This is a genomic window from Buttiauxella sp. BIGb0552, from assembly GCF_004366275.1.
GTDB classification, from domain to species: Bacteria; Pseudomonadota; Gammaproteobacteria; order Enterobacterales; family Enterobacteriaceae; genus Buttiauxella; species Buttiauxella gaviniae.
This window is the reverse complement of record NZ_SODY01000009.1, coordinates 203,441-220,698: the sequence shown is the minus strand read 5'-3', so window position 1 is coordinate 220,698 and position 17,258 is coordinate 203,441. Positions and strand designations below refer to the sequence as shown.

Sequence of the window (17,258 nt, the reverse complement as noted above, 5' to 3'; positions counted from 1 at the left end):
CATCTTCCCCACTCAAATGACAGAACTGCACAATTATTTTCATGCAGCTAACATCTTCCCCACTCAAATGACAGAACTGCACAATTATTTTCATGCAGCTAACCCCCTTAGGATTTCATCGACCTGTTATAAGCTGATAGCCATCAACTCAATAAGAAACGTTGGCACCAATGAATTATCCAGAAGGAACCCCACTGCCACTTCATCAACCCATGCTTAAATGGGCTGGCGGCAAAACTAAACTGATGCCGTTTATCAGACGCGTGTTCCCCATGGACCCAGCAAGAAGATGGGTAGAACCATTCACCGGCTCTGGCGCGGTTTTCCTGAATGTATTCGCAAATCATGCCCTGCTTTCTGACAGTAACGATGACCTCATCAATTTCTATAAAACCATTCAGACGAAAAAACAGGAGTTTATCGCGCAAATAACGGCGCTCTCCGAGAGCACATTTGATAAGCCTGGTTATTACCGGCTCGTTGAAGAGTTTCAGACTACTGAGGATAAGATCCGCAAAAGCGTATTGTTCTATGCGATTAACCGCCTGTGCTTTAACGGTCTGTGTCGTTACAACAAGAATAAGAAATTTAATGTCCCCTGGAATAAAAAAGACCACCTGGAACCAAATTTTCCAAGACTCGACTATCTATCGTTCCGTCTGTCAGGTGTCGAGTTAATCTCCGCAGATTTTGAACAGACGCTGGTGGCCGCGACCGGTCACGATCAAATTTATTGCGACCCTCCATATATCAAACTTAAAAAAGACAGTTTCACAAAGTATGACGGGAAAGAGTTTTCAGAAGCCAGCCATACTCGACTAGCTGATCTGCTCGTTGCGGCCCATGCGAAAGGCGCACGTGTGGCGATATCAAACAGCGATACCGAATTTGCGGTTAATTTATACGAAGAGCGAAACTTTAAAATCCATCGCCTTTCGGCGTACCGTTCAGTGGGTGCCAGTTCTGGAAGTCGCCAGGCTGTGTCTGAAATCCTGGCTGTTCTCGAGTAGGACAAACCCGCCCGGGTATTTGCATTACCGGCAATACCCAATGTGACCGGGAATTCGCTGCACTCCGTGACATCAATCAAGCTGAATCTGTCACCATGTAATAATCATCCAGGTTAGTACGCCGTGGTTCCGAATAGCTATACAGGCTCAACTCTTCTATCCGTTTATCGTCCCCACTGCCATCTATAAGATATGAAGCCAAACCCTGATGTGAGAGTTGAGAAAGTAACTTTTCAATCCTCCTGTTAGTCAGCCCTGTGGCTAAACTGATTTCCGTTATCAGGTGACTGGTCTTGTTAGACGTCGATACAAAATCATACAGAGCTGGCATGCCTTTGAGCTTGGTATTCAGATACCTGATGACTTCCTGCTCAACCAGACCACCATAGATATCGAGCAGTAAATGAATCGTTGCCGGGAAAGTTAATGAGTAAGTATCGGTTCTCACACATCTTTCGATTGACGTAATAAAATGAAATTGATGACTCTTGGTAGAATAGGGTTTATATGTGCAGGTTGTAGCACTTAGGCATGACAATAACTCTTCTATATCAGCCTTGTTGATAGTCCAATAACTGCCAATCTTAATTAAGCCTGAACGTGAAATATCATGGGCAATTTTCCTAGCCATACACACCCAATCTTTAACAGTTAAACGAATCCGTAAGGAAGAAGCATTAAGGGTAACGTCAGGGCCAGTGTGTTCGTAAGGAGCTGGTGCCCGATTGCATTGATTGTGTATGGCGATTAGCAATGAGAATAAAACATAACCACTTTTGCGGTGGCAAACTGGTCCAGAAAGTGTCAGCTTTCCGGGCAACTTTTCGCATTCCTTCACATCCCCCGAGCGCAGATTAAACCCTGAACCAGGGATTGTGACATTTCTTTTAAAATTACTGGATGAAACAAACCGTGATGTTGAACTAATGATCCCTAAACTAAAGTCAGAAGTACTGATGGTCATTATCCCGCCCTTTGCATTGATTTAAATTTATTGAGTCAGAATCAGGTGCTGAAATGAATCTTATAAAAACAGTGTTTTTTAATAATAACATTGTTTTTTATTGAGAAATTTCAGTTAACCCATGTTTCAGATGAGGATCGATATGCCGGAAAACAAAATACCAGGGAAGAAGGGGATGGCGAAGCCAATGTAATGCCGTGAGTGGGTCGGCTCGACAGAGCCCAAAGCACTCCTTTGCTTGAACTAGGTTGTTTGGGATGCAATAGCAATATATGCACAGGGTTGACTATTCAATTCACCCACGAATTTCACCAGACCGGTAATGACATACTTAGTACCTAATAAAAATGACTGCTGATTAGGGCCGTATGCAGCAAAAAGCCCCTCACTTGTTGTTCCTGAGAAAATATAATAAGTGGCTTTAGTTGTCTTATTAATACGAAATACACAATCAGTAAATACGATGGTAATCTTAATCCTGTCACCCTTAATATATTTATGGGTAAGAGCTAAAACAACCTCTTCTTTAGATGTACTAGCAGGCAGCTTTGGTGCCAGAGAGCAAAATACCTCATACTGCTTTTCTGACAGAAACAATCCAGAATCTAACTGATTTAACAGACTCGTAGAAAATGAGTTTTGCTTACCATTCCTGAGCGCATCAATGATATCTGAATGCCGTTTTTTCCAGGATTCCTGATCCGGATTGCTATCAAATACTGATTTATCGTGCCCTAAGCCAAGTTCATTCCATTCATACAAGCGCTCTTCTAAAGGGCCAGTCGTTCCGGAACCTGAGCAATGTGAGCAGATCGCTTCCATTACAGCGCCTGCGCCATTGCAGCTATCGCATTCACGTGAGATTAAACCATAGTAGTAGCCATCCAGCCTGGAATTAACGATGATTCCAGGCGAGATTAAGTGATAATCCTTAGTGAAAAGATATACAGCCATCGACTACCCCAGTTTGCTAATTTTAACATTCACTTCATCAAGTGACTTAAGTACAGTTCCAACAAAAGCATCATGCCCCCCATCGACATGATCGAATCGGACACCATCATCAATTTGAGCTTTTCTTTCTAAAAGAACCTTCTGTGCATCATTAAGATGCCCGATTGTGTCAATCAAGGTCAGCGGGGTTGTGCCAAACAAAATACGTTTCATAGTGTCTCCAATAGACTAGCTGGCAAGCATTTGCTGGATTTCAGTGACTTCTGTAACCTGTTCTTTGGTGAGGAATAAAGCTACATGTTCATTACTTAAAAGATTAGCAAGAAGCCTGAGCTGATTCTCAGATAATTTAAGACAAAGCCCATCACCGTTTTCTGAACAATGCTCTTTGGAAACATGTTCGAAATGAGAGACGAATTTTTTGTCCACTTGTAACTCGACGACTGTTTCATCACAAGGCTCGGCCTGTTTAATTTCGTTAGTAATTTTTAAAAAGCTACTTTTTAAACGCTCAGTTTTCTTTTTTGACAGCACTCGGATGCCGAGTGATTTACGTGTCAATTTTGCGTCATTCTCTTTTACAGGCTCAGCCTCTTGATTTTCAGCAACCAAATCATCATTTGGAGTAGTAATGCTTTTCTCATTTGACTTTGTTGGCATTGAAACTACTGAATTTGAATGCTTTGTTTCGGAGATAGTTAAAACTTCTGCCGTGGCAAGGCTATCAATATCAGGAAATACGGAACGAAGGTGTTCCATGACTTTATTGTGATCGTTTTCATAACGCAGCATAATTTCAATTGCTAATGTCTTCTTAATACGATTAAACGAAAGCAATACGAGCAGCGGCTCAGGCATTTCCATAATCTTTAATGTATTCCTGATGGTGGTGATTGACCGCTGATATCTTTGGGCCAACTCTTCGACCGAATAACCCAATGTAAGAGCTCGTTGCAGTGCAAAGCCCTGGCTAACAGGATTGAGGGCGTTACGTTGATTACCATCAATATTTTCAAGGTACTCTTCACCATCACATAATCCGGTAATAAGCATCACCTTGAATTTTTTAATGTCAGCGCCCTCTTTCATGGCCTGCTTAAGCGCCATTGTTCTGCAATGGCCTTGCCTGACAACATATTTATTGTTGTGTTTAACGACCTTGATAAGCTCAACGCTTCGCCCTTCTTTGTAGGCAAGTTTAATGGCAACAATAGTTGATTTTACTGGTTCCAGTGTATAACACTTGTCGCCAATAAATGCCTCACGAGGATTGAACCCAGCCTCAATTAAAAGCTCATCGGGATGAATTTCAATAATTGTAGAAATGATTTCTTTGTGCATAAGTGTTCTCCTTTTAAGAGATCATACACACAATGTTGAAAATGCTAATAGCAATTCTGGAAAGAAAATAAATTAATGAAACTACAAAATCCTACTGTAGTTTCATTAGATTCTATTTACGAAGGTCATAAATCTTTTGGAAAAATTCGCGAGCATCTTTAGTTTCGGTCAGAGCTGCATCTTCACATAGACTCTTGATGCGGTTAAAGCGAATGAAGGTTAACTTCTGATCACCTGAATCTTGTGAGTATTTTTGAATTTTTAGATAGATACCATTTAACCATTTCTTTAGACGCACGAGGAACTGTAAGTCAGATTCAGATTTGGTTCTTTTCGGGCGACGAGCTAAGGAAGGTTGTTGAATTTCTGAATTCTGTGTTCGTTGTAAGGTATGGGAAAAGTTCTTGAAAACAATCTTATCTACGTCTTCCGCTTCAATAAGCTCAAAAGATACCCGCTCTGTTTTTTTCAGCTCTAACATCAGCTCCAGCACTTCGTGGTAGTCACGAGCCCTTATTGTCTCTTTCTGCGGTTTAGCACGTTCAATGATTCGTTTGAGAGTTAAATGTCTATTTCCGCTTGCTGGAAGAGAATTAATAAATAACAATACAATTCGCAGTAATTCACTTTTATATTTCAGAAGAATATTCTGATCGATAGGAATAAGGTAAGTAGAAAACATGACAAAGAATGTCCGGCTTACAGAAACCTGTACGGTATCTTTCTCCTGATCAATAATGTAGCTGCTTATCAAATCATAGACAGCTTCCTTAAGCCCCCCCTCTTCTTCTACTTCAGCGCTAACTTCAACGTCCGGGTCCTGTTCATATCTTTCTGCCTGAAGTAATTTCTTGTTCCGAATGACGATGACTTGTTTTTTAATGTCTCTCATCGCTTCAATGATTTTTTCCCGCTGCTTCATACGCTTGTTCTTAGCGCTAACACCGGAGTAATCCATGAATTTGGTAAAGGGTATGACAATCGTTCCTTCACCTTTGACCAACTCTGCTTTACTTGTTTCCCTGAAACATCTGACGATGGCATTCCACACAATAAAGTGAAGAGAGTTCATTGTAGGACCCTCTATATGCACTGTGTCGAACCCTTCGTATCCCTGGGCCGAAAACCTGCTAATGATATCTTTACCCGACTCGTGGTCAGTAAGGTCAGTTGACTTGTGATTGTGCCGACCAGCTACAAATAATGGAATTCTTAGCAGGACTAAGGGATGCGATTGGACCTCTTTAGGAAATTTATTATTTTTTCCCATGATGCCGTCATCAGGGATCAACTCGCTCAGTTCATCATTGAAGTCTTCCGGTTCCAGAACACCAGTGATGACACCATTCGAATTGTTTTCAGCTTCTATCTTAGCGGCGGATACCGGTACTGATTCAGTCTCTTTGACAGGAGACGACGAAGGCGAAGCAACGGAGGTTACTACTGGGCCATCATTGATTTTATTTGCTGTATTGGCCGGGACCTTTTCATCGTCAGATCTTTGTTCATCAACAGGCTTTGTTACTTCACTGCCTTTATGCAGCTTTTCCAGGATCGCGACCACTAAATCCTTTTGCATTTCAGGATCATTAGCGAAAGATGCAAAGATCTCTTTGTTTAGCCTGGCTTGTACTTTGGTCACGAGGCTTGATAACAAAGCCTCATAAAAGACTTCGTCGATATCAGCCTGTTTATGACCAAACCTAGTTGTTATGAATGAATCGACTATTGTTGAGATATCCATCTAAAACCTGCTGGTATTGCATATGTTTTGTTGTACCTGATTGTACACAAAAACAAGTGGGATGAATCAACATCCCGAGCATTTTGAAACAATATGAAACACTTTGCTTAAAATGTTTCTATATTGGAGCGATGAAAACTCACTATCCAAACAATTATGTTTTTTCGGAAAGTAACTTTGCATCCCTATCAGAGTCCCTGGCCTAAATCATGAACAGTAGATGGACACCTAACCAAATTTCGTTCACTTCGGCATCACACATCACTTTCCTACTCGCTTTCTAGTAGCCTTCAACAATGCCAGTTCGACGGACATTTATCTATTCAACCCATCATGCCAATCTGACGGACACTTATCCCATTAGCCAAGTAGACGGACACTTAATAGAGGCGCAGCGGGTTGAGGGGGGGGTTAACTTTTGTTGAGTAGTCCGGACAGCAGTTAGAAAAGTGTTAATACAACAACTTCAGAAATCAAAGCGGATGACTTAAAAACTACTTATAGAAAGGCTATTTATTGAAAAAAAGTACTTTTTCAGCATAAGAATAACGTTATTAACTTTGTTAACGTGATCACATTAAAAAGCATTTAACAGGGTAAGCCAGTCAGAAAAAGTAACTTCGGACCCTTTCATTAAGCGCAAATTCGCCCGTTCATGTAACCATTACCATGTGAAACTGGCATTAGCATGCAGCCAAAGTGTCCGACTTCCAGGTTTTCGAGGGTGACATTCACTTAAGTGTCCGTCCTCTTGGTTTCGTTAAGTACGTTTAGGGATAAATGTCCGTCTACATGGTGAGGTAAATAGCGCTCAATGATAAATGTCCGTCTACTCGGCTAGATAATTACTGTTGAATGATAAGTGTCCGTCTACTTGGCTAGATAAATACTTTTCAAAGATAACTGTCCGCCTGCTCGGTTTAAGTGTCCGTTACCTTGGTTTGAAATCTACTAACAACAGTTAAATGTCCGTCTGCTTGGCGGGATACTACGTCCCCTCTCATAAATGTCCGTCCAGTTGGTGAAAACTGTACTTTCAAACCTAAATGTCCGTCTGTTTGGTTAGATGTATAGGCCAGAGGACCAGACAATCAAATCATTTAAGCAACTGTAGATCTGTTCGACCATTTAAATGTCCGTCTATATGGTTTTTATGTCCGTTCTGACGGCTACAGATTTAGCCTCAATGAGACTGAATGGATGGTCGTTTCTTAGGAGAGTTAATTCCATAAAGCTAAGAAAAAGGATATCAACACCTTATCAACAACCTAAGCAACTGAAAAATATAGAGCCTGTGGATAACTATGGAGTAAGTGTCCGTCATCTTGGTTTAACCAGCCGCTTCGTTGGTATAAGTGTCCGTTCTCATTTCGAATCGTCCGTCTGCATGGTCACAGTGTCCGTGAGTTTGGTCAAAGTGTCCGTCACCCCGGTTCAAAACACCTCCTAATCCCATGAATTAAAACAACAAATCAGCATGGAGATCAGTTGAGATCTGTTTGAGATCTTTTAGAGATCCTTTTGAGATCTAAAAAGAGAGATCTTATTAAAAGGGAACAAAATTTAATCAGTTTTTTTTAAAGTTCTTTTTTAAAAAATCATACTTCGAAATCGTTAGTTTTCAGCTCAATCCTTTCCCTCGTACTAAAGCGAAAAAAATCGGGGTCTATCCGATCTTGAGCCAGAAAAAAGATAGGTACGATATCCCTGCTTTCGTTAACCCACTAACTTTCGGAGTCGATATGGAACTTACGTTAAACAAAAACTTTGCGACTGATAAAAAGCAGACCGTAAATAAAACCAAAGCACTCAACATCACGCTGTTAGTCATTCTAACTGTTTTGACTTGTGGTTTCGCCTATGCAGGTTCTGATGATGGTGCTCTTGGTGAAATTTGGTCATACCTCAGCGAAGGTTTGACAGGAGCCCCAGGTAAGATCCTCGCCGCTTGCATGCTCTTCTCATGCGGTTACTTTTCTGTTCTGAAACCAAACCCAGGTCTGGCCGCAGTTTCGTTCCTCATCATGCTGATCATTGCTAACGGTGAAAAAATCATCGGCGGATTTATGGATGCTGGTGTACCGCTCTAAAAGCTCCCGATTCTAACGAGGGGGCTAGCCCCCTCCTAAGGTAATTCATGACAGAGCATGCAGTACCAAAACATAGTTACCGTTTTCCCTATCGGATAAACATGCCTTTGCTCATTTTGTTCTGGGATGCCAAGCAATTGGGCCTTAGTTTTTTACTGTGTGCATTTGGTAATATTTTTGACTGTTTTACCATCGCAACCGTAATTGCAGCGATTTACTGGGTAGCCTACAAAAAGGCTGCTGAACTAGGGATTCGTGGTTACCTGCGGCATAAAGCGTGGTGGCTGGGATTCCTGCCGGGAAAAACGGTATTTAGCAGTCGCTACTTTAGTGACCCATTTATTCGCGACCTGTATTCCTGAAATCACGAATACACCATAAGGTTGAATATGAATATTTACGAAAAAATAAAAGCCATTCTCTTTAAAAAAGAGGCGAGCGATAATACTTCCGAAACTGAAAACCTTCAGAAAAGTACTCAGAAGAGAAATGGTCGCTTTTTGGATACCCGCTCGCACATGAGCTCGACATCGAAAAGCGCACCGGCTGGGATCGCTTATAGTGAATTGATACGCCGGAATACAAAAATCATTAATGCCAACATACTGGCATTAGTAATTATTGCTGGGTTAGTCGGGAAAGAAATTTTCCTGGATAAACCAGTAACTGTAGTCACCCCTCCGAATATGAACGAAGAAATTCGAGTGATTGGTAATAAAGCCTCTGAATCCTACAAGACTCAGTGGGCCCTTTTTTACAGCACTATGTTGGGGAACATAAACCCAAAAAACATTCAATTCGTCATGGATTACATTATCAAATCACTTTCTCCAGAGCTTCAAGGTCGGATTGCTGCGGAATTACAAAGCCAAATAAATATCATGCAAACAAGGGGGGTCGATCAGACCTTTACTCCGATTGATATTTTTTTCGACGAAAAAAATGACATGGTCTATGTCTGGGGAACTAAAACTACGAAGTTAACGAATGTTTCTGACAAGCAAGAGACGTCGAAATGGACTTATGAGTGGGTTATAGGCTTACGACAGGGTATGCCACGAATTGCCTATGCAAACCAGTATGCCGGTACACCAAATATCAAAAAAATAACGATAAATGGTAAAGAGCAACTTCAAAAACTGGACAATCCGCCAACCACATCCGGGGAATAGAATGAAAAACTTGAGGGATTTCAAAGTTAAATCGATGGCAATGCTATTGAGTCTGGGAATAGTCCACAGCGTTTATGCTGAAGATTATCAATTGCCAGCTGCCGTTAATAACCCCGTGGCAATTCCTGTGGGAGCAGATAGTGTTCAAAAGGTTGCACAATCGGCAATGGCATCTGAATCACCGACTACAAACAAACCAACGACAGCACTTCCACAAGTCCCTCTGTCTGGTGCCAGTTCATCTTCACCTGCTGTTAATGCAATCACTGACGCACTGAACAAGAACCCTACATTACCGGGATATGACGCACAAATAGCCTCAGGTAATTTTGACGAATATGGCCGTGGACGTACTGATGGAGCAGCTGGAGCGCCTCAGAAAGCTCAAACCGCAGCGCCGTCTAAAACTGATGTCCTGTTTACAGAAGCTAAGAGCCGCTATCAGGAAGTCCAAAAGGTTAACGTTCCCCCAGGCGGAAATATAGTTTTACCGGTATCCAAAGGCTTACAAAACAGAATTTCTACTACGTTCAAGAACGCTTCTGTCAGTACTTCTACACCTGAGCAGGATGCCAGTATTTTTGTTGATGGTGGAGATGTATACATCACTACCAATATTGCCAAGCCAATCGGAATTATGCTGTCAGAAGACAATGTTCCAGAAAGTACTTATAACCTGACACTTATCCCACTGGATGTGCCTGGGGCAATGATTTCAGTGAACACTTCGCTGAGTCCTCAAATGCAGGCGAAGAGAGAGAAATCTATTGATGCACAGCAGTATCAGGAAATGCTCGAGCGATCCCAACAAGAAGAAATGAGCCCTTCTGACCCGCGTCAGGATGATCATAAACAACGGATTATGGATTTGCTCACCCCTGTTGCGTTGGGTGAAGTTCCGTCTGGTTTCAGTCTTCAGACAGAGCGTTTGTCACGCATTCCAGCAAGCGAACAAGCACCCTGTAAATTCAACATGTATGCAAAACTCGGTCAGCGTCTTGTAGGGGCCAGAGAGTTGATTGATATCGTTCTGGTTAAAAATGATAAACCTTATGGGCAGGTTGTAGCCGATCAGCAATGCCTGACTGAAGGCGTTATTGCTAGTGCTCTTTTTGATAAAGCATTTCTACAACCGGGTGAAGAAACCGAACTGTATATCGTCAGGGATAAGCTCTTCCAGGAGCGTAAGGCCCGTGTAACAACGAGACCTAGTCTGATCAATAGCAAATGAATATAAAAGTTACTTTTGAAAAATTTATAAAATGTTCCTTGGTGGGTTTTAGTGTTTTCTTAATTACACGCTGTTATTACATAAGTAATTATATAGAGCGGAGTGAGATACAAATACTTCCAAGTGAGCCGGTGATTTCGATTTCTCTACCTGAGGAGAATAAGACGGTAATCAAATTTGCTGATGATTCTTTAGAATCCAAATTTGTAAGTAGCAAAGCCGAATCGTCATTAGATCAAACCGAGAAAAAAACTAATTCAAAAAAAGTAACTTCAGAACAGTTGCATGTGCAAGAAATTGATCAGGTTATACACAGTTCTAATGACGAATCCTGGGTGAAAGCAGGACAGCCTTACATTGTTCCGCAACTTAAAGATAGTGAGCGGCAAATCAAAATTAAGCGATATCTGGCACCTCAAAACGGAGCAGAGAATGGACATTAAAAAACAATGGGAAACGAATAAATCCTTTCGGTATGGTACGCTGATTGTCATTATTGCCGTTTTGATATTTTTCATCAGCCAATCACTTTTCAGCCCTGCTGAAAAGAAACGAGTCAATACCCAAAAGAAAGATATGCAAACGGGACTATTACTCGATGATTCTCAAATGAATAAGCTGGATTCTAAACAAAGCCAGCTGACTTATGACGAGATGATTAAACAGAACCGAAAAGATCAGAATGAAGCTAAAGCTGAGCGTGATAAGGCCGAAAAAATACAGTCGGAAACAAGGACTCAGGTTGCCGAACTGAACTCACAGTTGGGTCAGCTTAAGCAGCAGCTTATAGATATGCAGGCTAATCGAAATAATCCAAACCGAAGCCTCGATAGTCGCAATCCTCCACAAAGTAACAGTGGGGCAACTCCGGCTGCAACGCCGTACCAACTCAATACCAATGCTGCTGTTAATAATAGCTATGATGCAGGTGGTGTAATTACACCACAGCGTATGAGTCCTATGCGCACAATTACTCAATCATCTATTAAAACAAATGCCTCAGGAGGAGTGATTCAGGTTACGCCTATTTCCGAACAAAAGATTAAAGAAGGTAAAGAAGTTTTCCCGGGTGCAGAAAAGGCAGGTATGAGGACAGTTAAAACTGATGGGACAACACCAGTTGATAGCAAAGCTCGTCACGCAGCCAGAAAAGATGAAATGTATTTACCTGCGACATCAATTATTACTGGAGTACTCATCACAGGCTTAGAAGCGCCTACGAGTATGTCATCGAAGGCCGAGCCCATGCCAGTCACGATGCGAATCAAGAAAGATGTGTTGATGCCTAATAATTTCACTATGGACCTTCGAGATTGCAACCTCTTGGGCTCCGCAGTTGGTGATCTGGCATCTCAACGAGCCTACATACGGGCCACATCAATCTCTTGTGTTAACTCAAAAGGTAAGGCGTTTGACGTCAAGCTGGAAGCTTACGCTGTTTCCGAAAACGACGGTAAAAATGGGATTCGTGGCAATCTGATTAGCCGAAATGGTAATGCAATAGCCGGTTCTGCATTTGCAGGGGGATTGTCAGCCTTGGCCGGAAGTTTAAGCCCTAGCAAGGTATCTTCGCTCAATATCGACCCTAATTCTCAAGCACAGTATCAAACGCCGAATTTTGGTGCGCTAGGGGCCTTGGCCGGAAGCGGAGCTGCGAGTGGAGGTTTGAACAGATTAGTTGATTACTACACCAGTATTGCAGAGCAACAGTGGCCTGTAGTTGAAATTAGCCCTGGCCGCCCTATCACCTTTGTTGTCCAGTCTGGAGCAACAATTCCAACAAATCTGGTTACACGATAAGGAATACTCCCGTGACAGACAAAGACGATAAAAAAGAAATTACTTTACCAGAAGTTGAGGCCCCTGTTGGTGGGGGCCGCAAGGCGGTAAAAAAAGTAACTTTAGAATTTGAACTGGAAAAAGTGCTAAAGATTGCTGCCGGTGCGCTCCTTTTAACCATTGTCGGTATCTACGGATATAAATATATTTCTACTTTTAAAATGCCAACATTTGGTACGGATACCCCCCGTATTGCTGTGATGAACGTTTCAGAAATCAGAGATGAATTTTTACGGCAGAATAATTTAAAAAATAGTGATGAAAGAGAAATCGCAAAGTTAGAACCAGAATTCCGCATATACACCCGAAAATTGATGGCGTTATACCGTTTGAATGGATTTTTGGTCATTGATTCGGCACTGACTTTTTCAATTCCTTCAAGTGTGAAAATTGTCACCTATATCGACGGGGACGCATTGATGGATGAGTTAAAATCGCTGGGTAGCAATGAAAACTTTAATGAGGTTACCACTCAGTGAGAAAAGTAATTATTCCATTACTAGCAGTGTTAAGCGTAATGAGCTCTGTGGTTGTAAATGCTGAATCTACTGTATTTACTGATTCGGATGCGAGTGCGTTGATGTCCAAAGCAAAGGAAGGCGGAATTAGCCCTGACCTTCAGAGCTTAATGTCAAAAATGCAGGCGTATAAGCCAAAAGATGCAATTTATCTCCCAACCGGGGGGTTGTATCTTTTTGAAGATGCAAACTCAAAGCTTATGGCCGTTACCACTAATGGTCGATATACACTATCCGGTGGAAGTCTTGTTGATGTCGTTAAACGAACTCAACTTTTTAAAGTAGACGAAATAAGAAAATCATATTTTATTAGTTTAAGTGATTCTCCGTTTCCATTAAATAAAGTGGCGTCAATTCCTCTCGGTAACCCAAAACTTAAGCGTCAGGCTGCAATTTTCATCACACTCGATTGCGATGGTTGTGAAGATCTTATAAAGAAATTTGTTGCAGACCGTGAAAAATATCGTGTGGATATTGTTCTAATCCCCTCCCCGGGCGAACCAAAAAAACAACTACAAAGACTTTGGTGTAGTCGCGAAAAGGGAAAAATTACTGATTTCGATATTATCCAGTGGTTAACCGGAAATAAAGCCGATACCGAAAAGCGGTGGCTACCTGTCAAAGAATCTGAATCATGTTCTGTCGAGCCATTGGTAACGTCCATGGCGTTGGCCGGAGTATATAACCTCCAGGGAGTGCCATCAGTTGTGCGTGAAGATGGTCTTGCCGGTAATGGAATTCCAAAGGATTTTGATTACTGGCTTAAGCAAAGTGTTACTCCGTTACTCAAAAACCCATTTGCCACTGAATAGGTAACAAAATGAATACCAAAAGAACAGTACTTAGTGCCCTTATCGTTTTGTCAACTACCTATCTCACTGGTTGCATAGGTAGTTCTGAATCAGAATGTCCCGGTGTTGAAAATGGGGTTATCTGTAAAGGTCCTCGGGAAGTAATGGAATTAACCAATAACCGTGATGATTTATTTGATACCAATGGAGAGCAAACCGAGGGAAAGGGGGAATCGACTGTCGCTGACAGTCGCTACCCGGCACAGGTGACACCTCCGGGCGAAGTTCAGTATCCTAAGTCACCGACGCTGATTAATAAGCCTGTAGCAACTACTATCACGCCTGTCGCGTTGTCATCGAATACAATTTCACCGCGTCCAATTGGTGGAACGCCTGTCAGCCAGGGTTCTGTGACTCGAGCCAGTGGAAATCCATTTATCAATACCCCGGTTCAGGCAACACCTGCCCCACGGTATTACAATCCCAATTCCGATATAAAACCAGCAAAGGATCTATATTCCGTCTACAACGGCCAGCCGGTTAACCCTACATTGTCGCAGAATCAGGTTCAGCAATATCGATCTCAGGGCTACAAACAACCTGTAGTAGCACCTGAGCCTCTTGCCGTGCTTCAGCAGGGCAAAGTCATGCGCATAACATTTGCCCCGTACACTGACGATAACAATGCCCTTAATCTTCCTGGCTATGTATACGTCAACGTTCGCCCTCAAACCTGGATCGCCGGTAATAATGCCACGACAAATCCAGCAAGAATTGTGCCGCTAGAAGTTCAGGATTCTGCTCGTGAAAATATGCAGTTGCAGCAAAAAGCAACCAAAGCAGTAACGGCCAATGGTGTCGTTCGTGAGCTGTAACAGGGGACATAAATGCAACCGATAAAACAATTTAATGAAGAGCTTGTTCGTCATAAGCTGGGTAACTATATTCCGGTTTTCGACCAGTTACCGGGCAGTAACTATTTCCTGATAGATGGCAACAAGCTTGGTTTTATGTTCATCTGTAATCCCTCCCCTGGCCTGTATGAGAATCAAAAAGATATTCTGGCCGAGATGTATAAGATGGATTTTCCTACAGATACCGTCTGCCAGGTGACCTTGTCCGGCCTACCCGATTTAATAATGCAACTGAGTGCATGGGCATCCGTGCGTGGCGGCCGTATGCCTGAGGAGGACAAGGAAAAGTCTGACCTCCTTAACGCATATCAACTCGAATATTTTGACCGCAGTACCAGAGAGCCGCTTAAGCCAGACTATGACCAATTGAAGCTGCGTGATTTTCAGGTTTGGATTTCATTTACCATTCCTTTAGCTGGAGCTTTCCCTACCGATACTGAAGAACGCAATATTGACGTGTTGTATTCAGAATTGAAAAGTAAATTAGTAACTATGGGGCTGACCCCATTTGCAGCTCAGGCCGAAGACTGGCTTTACTGCCTGGATAAAGTGTTGAACCCTGGAGAACATGCTCGCTGGTCAGAAGGCAATATGAGAGTCAATACACTCAAAAGGCTGAACGAACAGGTGGACGTACCGGGTCGGAAATACGAGGTAGGACAAAACTACTTTTCAACGACGACCGGAAACCGCGATAAGACTGAAGCCAGATATTTCAAACAGCTATCTGTTAGACGTTTCCCTGAATATGTAAGTTTTGGAAGCATGTATGAATTAGTAGTGAATTGGATGCATGGTCGAAAAACGGTGTTCAATCCATTCATGATAACACTCACAACCGTCTATTCAGACCCTCTCAAGCTTGCTAAAGAAAACGTCCGATATAAAGCTGTCACGAACAAACAAGCCGGTATACCTATTGTCTTAACCTTCTGTCCTCGACTAAGAGATATGGACAATGACTATATGGCTGTCACCCGTGAGCTGGAGGATGGGGCGAGATTAATGGAGGGATACCTGACCTTCACTGTCATGGGTAATACGGCCGAAGACGTTCAAAGTGGTGCGGATCAGATGAAATCGTTTTATCTGGAAAGCCGCGTCAATGTTACGGATGACTCCTATATTGTCTTCCCATCTTTAATGTCCACTTTACCTATGTGTAATGATGCCAAAACCGTTCATGATCTTGACCGGCACGAAGTAATGACTAATACCGGGGCAGCACACTTATGCCCAATCTTTGGACCATGGAAAGGCAATACCAATCAACCTGTTATAAACATGGTGACGCGTGAAGGTCAGCAGCTGGGACTTGATATTTTTAAAACTTCAGCCAGTTATAATACGGTTGTTGGTGCAACTTCCGGGGCCGGGAAGTCTTTCTTCATAAACTATCTGATCAACAATTACCTGGGTGCTGGTCCCAGAGCTAATGAGATGCATCATTACCGGGATGCTAAACAGTTGTTGGCTGAAAACAGGTACACCAGTTTTGACCCCGATGGAGCGCAAATATTCGTTGTGGACGTAGGTCGTTCATATCAGGGGATCTCCGAGCAATACTCCAGCTCTCAATTCATCGACTTTGGGCGCACCCCTACTTTTACCCTCAACCCGTTTGCGTTTTTGACAGACGTTGCAGCTGATGAAAGAGCTTTAGTAGAGGCCCCAACTTTCGAAAGTGACTCAACTTCGGAGTCAGAAAACGAAGATGAAAAGGATAAAGTTGCTCAAACCATAATGGTCCTAAACCAATTAAAAATCATGGCATCAGAATCTGGAAAAATTGATGATTTCCAGCAATCTGTAATGCTTCAGTTGATCGCTGAGGAGTACAGAGAATCCCGGAAAGCTGGGCGGACTGGATCTATTACCGGTTTTGCACGTCGATGCCGTGAATTTCCCGATGACAGGATGAAGGACATCGGTGTCCAGTTGGGAGCATGGTGCGAAGGTGGTATTTACGGATACCGTTTTTCCGAAACGCTTCCACCAATCAACTTTGATAGCCGCTTTATTGTGTTAGAACTGGAAGAGCTGAAAGGAACACCGCATCTGCAAACCGTAGTTTTAATGTCGATCATCCAGGCCGCACAGCATGCCATGTTTATCAAGCGTGATGGTCGCAGAAGACTTTTCATACTTGATGAAGCATGGGAGTACATTCGTCCGGACAATGCCAACGGTGGTAATCAGGCGAATAACCAGTTCTTTACTTCATTCCTGGAAGCTGCATGGCGGCGATTCAGGAAAACGAACTGTGCTGGAATTTGTGTAACCCAGTCATTTGAGGATTATTTTACCTCCTCCGTTGGCCGTGCAATTACGGCTAACAGCCCCTGGAAAATCATCATGAAGCAGGAGAAAGAATCAATTGAATCTATGAAAAAGAATCAATATTTCTCTACTTCTGACGGCGAATATGAGCGCATGAAGAACATTCGTACTGTTAAGGGGGTTTTCTCTGAAATGCTCATACGATTCGAAGGGTTCCAGGAGATTTGCAGGCTGTACGTAGACCGTAAAATGGAGCTCTGCTTTACAACGGACTCCAAAGACAGGACCCGTCTTTGGGATATACAGGCTCAGCGAGATTGTAGCTACGGGGAGGCGATTGAAATTCTCTACGAACAAGAGCAAAGGGAAAGAGCAAAAGTGGCCTGACCATTAGCTTAAATAATAAAGGC

16 protein-coding genes are annotated in these 17,258 nt (G+C 42.5%); 11 read left to right on the top strand and 5 right to left on the bottom strand.

Going from position 1 to position 17,258, the window contains the following annotated elements; translation table 11 throughout:
- Positions 1-170 precede the first annotated feature (170 nt).
- A complete protein-coding gene (locus EDF88_RS22995; protein WP_134187595.1) occupies positions 171-1,010 on the top strand; it encodes a Dam family site-specific DNA-(adenine-N6)-methyltransferase in 840 nt (279 codons plus the stop codon).
- A 76-nt stretch (positions 1,011-1,086) separates the two neighbouring features.
- Here EDF88_RS22995 and EDF88_RS22990 read toward each other — a convergent pair whose 3' ends face one another.
- From EDF88_RS22990 to EDF88_RS22970, 5 genes are all read right to left on the bottom strand, one after another.
- Positions 1,087-1,974, bottom strand: a complete 888-nt coding sequence (locus EDF88_RS22990) for a hypothetical protein (protein ID WP_134187593.1) — start codon at positions 1,972-1,974, stop codon at positions 1,087-1,089.
- A 243-nt stretch (positions 1,975-2,217) separates the two neighbouring features.
- A complete protein-coding gene (locus tag EDF88_RS22985; protein ID WP_134187591.1) occupies positions 2,218-2,928 on the bottom strand; it encodes a hypothetical protein in 711 nt (236 codons plus the stop codon).
- A 3-nt stretch (positions 2,929-2,931) separates the two neighbouring features.
- Entirely contained in the window at positions 2,932-3,141 is a 210-nt protein-coding gene (locus tag EDF88_RS22980) for a hypothetical protein (RefSeq protein ID WP_115632056.1), read from the bottom strand.
- 15 nt (positions 3,142-3,156) lie between these two features.
- The gene (locus tag EDF88_RS22975; RefSeq protein WP_134187588.1) at positions 3,157-4,269 is read right to left on the bottom strand and encodes a hypothetical protein; all 1,113 of its coding nucleotides are present in this window, start codon (positions 4,267-4,269) and stop codon (positions 3,157-3,159) included.
- A 112-nt stretch (positions 4,270-4,381) separates the two neighbouring features.
- The gene (locus tag EDF88_RS22970; protein WP_134187586.1) at positions 4,382-6,013 is read right to left on the bottom strand and encodes a hypothetical protein; all 1,632 of its coding nucleotides are present in this window, start codon (positions 6,011-6,013) and stop codon (positions 4,382-4,384) included.
- A 1,742-nt stretch (positions 6,014-7,755) separates the two neighbouring features.
- On the opposite strand from EDF88_RS22970, the gene EDF88_RS22965 reads away from it, so the two are divergent.
- The 10 genes from EDF88_RS22965 to EDF88_RS22920 all read left to right on the top strand — a co-directional run bounded on the left by EDF88_RS22965 (position 7,756) and on the right by EDF88_RS22920 (position 17,235).
- Complete coding sequence (locus EDF88_RS22965; protein ID WP_115632053.1) at positions 7,756-8,103, top strand: pili assembly chaperone; 348 nt, start codon at positions 7,756-7,758, stop codon at positions 8,101-8,103.
- A gap of 47 nt (positions 8,104-8,150) precedes the next feature.
- A complete protein-coding gene (locus EDF88_RS22960) occupies positions 8,151-8,465 on the top strand; it encodes a type IV conjugative transfer system protein TraL (RefSeq protein WP_115632052.1) in 315 nt (104 codons plus the stop codon).
- 27 nt (positions 8,466-8,492) lie between these two features.
- A complete protein-coding gene (locus EDF88_RS22955; RefSeq protein WP_134187584.1) occupies positions 8,493-9,275 on the top strand; it encodes a TraE/TraK family type IV conjugative transfer system protein in 783 nt (260 codons plus the stop codon).
- 1 nt (position 9,276) lies between these two features.
- Positions 9,277-10,506, top strand: a complete 1,230-nt coding sequence (locus EDF88_RS22950; RefSeq protein WP_134187582.1) for a type-F conjugative transfer system secretin TraK — start codon at positions 9,277-9,279, stop codon at positions 10,504-10,506.
- On the top strand, positions 10,503-10,949 hold the full coding sequence (gene htdO, locus EDF88_RS22945) for a plasmid transfer protein HtdO (protein WP_134187580.1): 447 nt from the start codon (positions 10,503-10,505) through the stop codon (positions 10,947-10,949). Before EDF88_RS22950 ends, htdO begins: the two co-directional genes overlap by 4 nt.
- Positions 10,939-12,306 (top strand): TrbI/VirB10 family protein, encoded by a 1,368-nt coding sequence (locus EDF88_RS22940; protein ID WP_134187578.1) that lies wholly within the window; start codon positions 10,939-10,941, stop codon positions 12,304-12,306. The genes htdO and EDF88_RS22940 overlap by 11 nt, the downstream gene beginning before the upstream one ends.
- 11 nt (positions 12,307-12,317) lie before the next feature.
- Positions 12,318-12,824: a hypothetical protein gene (locus EDF88_RS22935; protein WP_134187576.1), complete on the top strand. Its 507-nt coding sequence runs from the start codon at positions 12,318-12,320 to the stop codon at positions 12,822-12,824.
- A 101-nt stretch (positions 12,825-12,925) separates the two neighbouring features.
- On the top strand, positions 12,926-13,675 hold the full coding sequence (locus tag EDF88_RS22930) for a DsbC family protein (RefSeq protein WP_208326170.1): 750 nt from the start codon (positions 12,926-12,928) through the stop codon (positions 13,673-13,675).
- A 143-nt stretch (positions 13,676-13,818) separates the two neighbouring features.
- Positions 13,819-14,529, top strand: coding sequence for a TraV family lipoprotein (locus tag EDF88_RS22925; RefSeq protein WP_347876567.1), 711 nt, complete (start codon positions 13,819-13,821; stop codon positions 14,527-14,529).
- A gap of 12 nt (positions 14,530-14,541) precedes the next feature.
- Positions 14,542-17,235 carry a TraC family protein gene (locus tag EDF88_RS22920; protein WP_115632044.1) on the top strand — a complete coding sequence of 898 codons (2,694 nt, stop codon included), beginning with the start codon at positions 14,542-14,544 and terminating at the stop codon, positions 17,233-17,235.
- Positions 17,236-17,258 lie beyond the last annotated feature (23 nt).

Excerpts from the sequence above, each read along its gene's own strand:
- EDF88_RS22940 (WP_134187578.1), top strand. The coding sequence starts at position 10,939 with ATGGACATTAAAAAACAATGGGAAACGAATAAATCCTTTCGGTATGGT.
- EDF88_RS22985 (WP_134187591.1), bottom strand. The coding sequence starts at position 2,928 with ATGGCTGTATATCTTTTCACTAAGGATTATCACTTAATCTCGCCTGGA.
- EDF88_RS22995 (WP_134187595.1), top strand. The coding sequence starts at position 171 with ATGAATTATCCAGAAGGAACCCCACTGCCACTTCATCAACCCATGCTT.
- EDF88_RS22960 (WP_115632052.1), top strand. The coding sequence starts at position 8,151 with ATGACAGAGCATGCAGTACCAAAACATAGTTACCGTTTTCCCTATCGG.
- EDF88_RS22970 (WP_134187586.1), bottom strand. The coding sequence starts at position 6,013 with ATGGATATCTCAACAATAGTCGATTCATTCATAACAACTAGGTTTGGT.
- EDF88_RS22965 (WP_115632053.1), top strand. The coding sequence starts at position 7,756 with ATGGAACTTACGTTAAACAAAAACTTTGCGACTGATAAAAAGCAGACC.
- EDF88_RS22955 (WP_134187584.1), top strand. The coding sequence starts at position 8,493 with ATGAATATTTACGAAAAAATAAAAGCCATTCTCTTTAAAAAAGAGGCG.
- EDF88_RS22950 (WP_134187582.1), top strand. The coding sequence starts at position 9,277 with ATGAAAAACTTGAGGGATTTCAAAGTTAAATCGATGGCAATGCTATTG.
- EDF88_RS22990 (WP_134187593.1), bottom strand. The coding sequence starts at position 1,974 with ATGACCATCAGTACTTCTGACTTTAGTTTAGGGATCATTAGTTCAACA.
- EDF88_RS22925 (WP_347876567.1), top strand. The coding sequence starts at position 13,819 with ATGGAATTAACCAATAACCGTGATGATTTATTTGATACCAATGGAGAG.
- EDF88_RS22930 (WP_208326170.1), top strand. The coding sequence starts at position 12,926 with ATGTCCAAAGCAAAGGAAGGCGGAATTAGCCCTGACCTTCAGAGCTTA.
- EDF88_RS22975 (WP_134187588.1), bottom strand. The coding sequence starts at position 4,269 with ATGCACAAAGAAATCATTTCTACAATTATTGAAATTCATCCCGATGAG.
- htdO (WP_134187580.1), top strand. The coding sequence starts at position 10,503 with ATGAATATAAAAGTTACTTTTGAAAAATTTATAAAATGTTCCTTGGTG.
- EDF88_RS22920 (WP_115632044.1), top strand. The coding sequence starts at position 14,542 with ATGCAACCGATAAAACAATTTAATGAAGAGCTTGTTCGTCATAAGCTG.
- EDF88_RS22980 (WP_115632056.1), bottom strand. The coding sequence starts at position 3,141 with ATGAAACGTATTTTGTTTGGCACAACCCCGCTGACCTTGATTGACACA.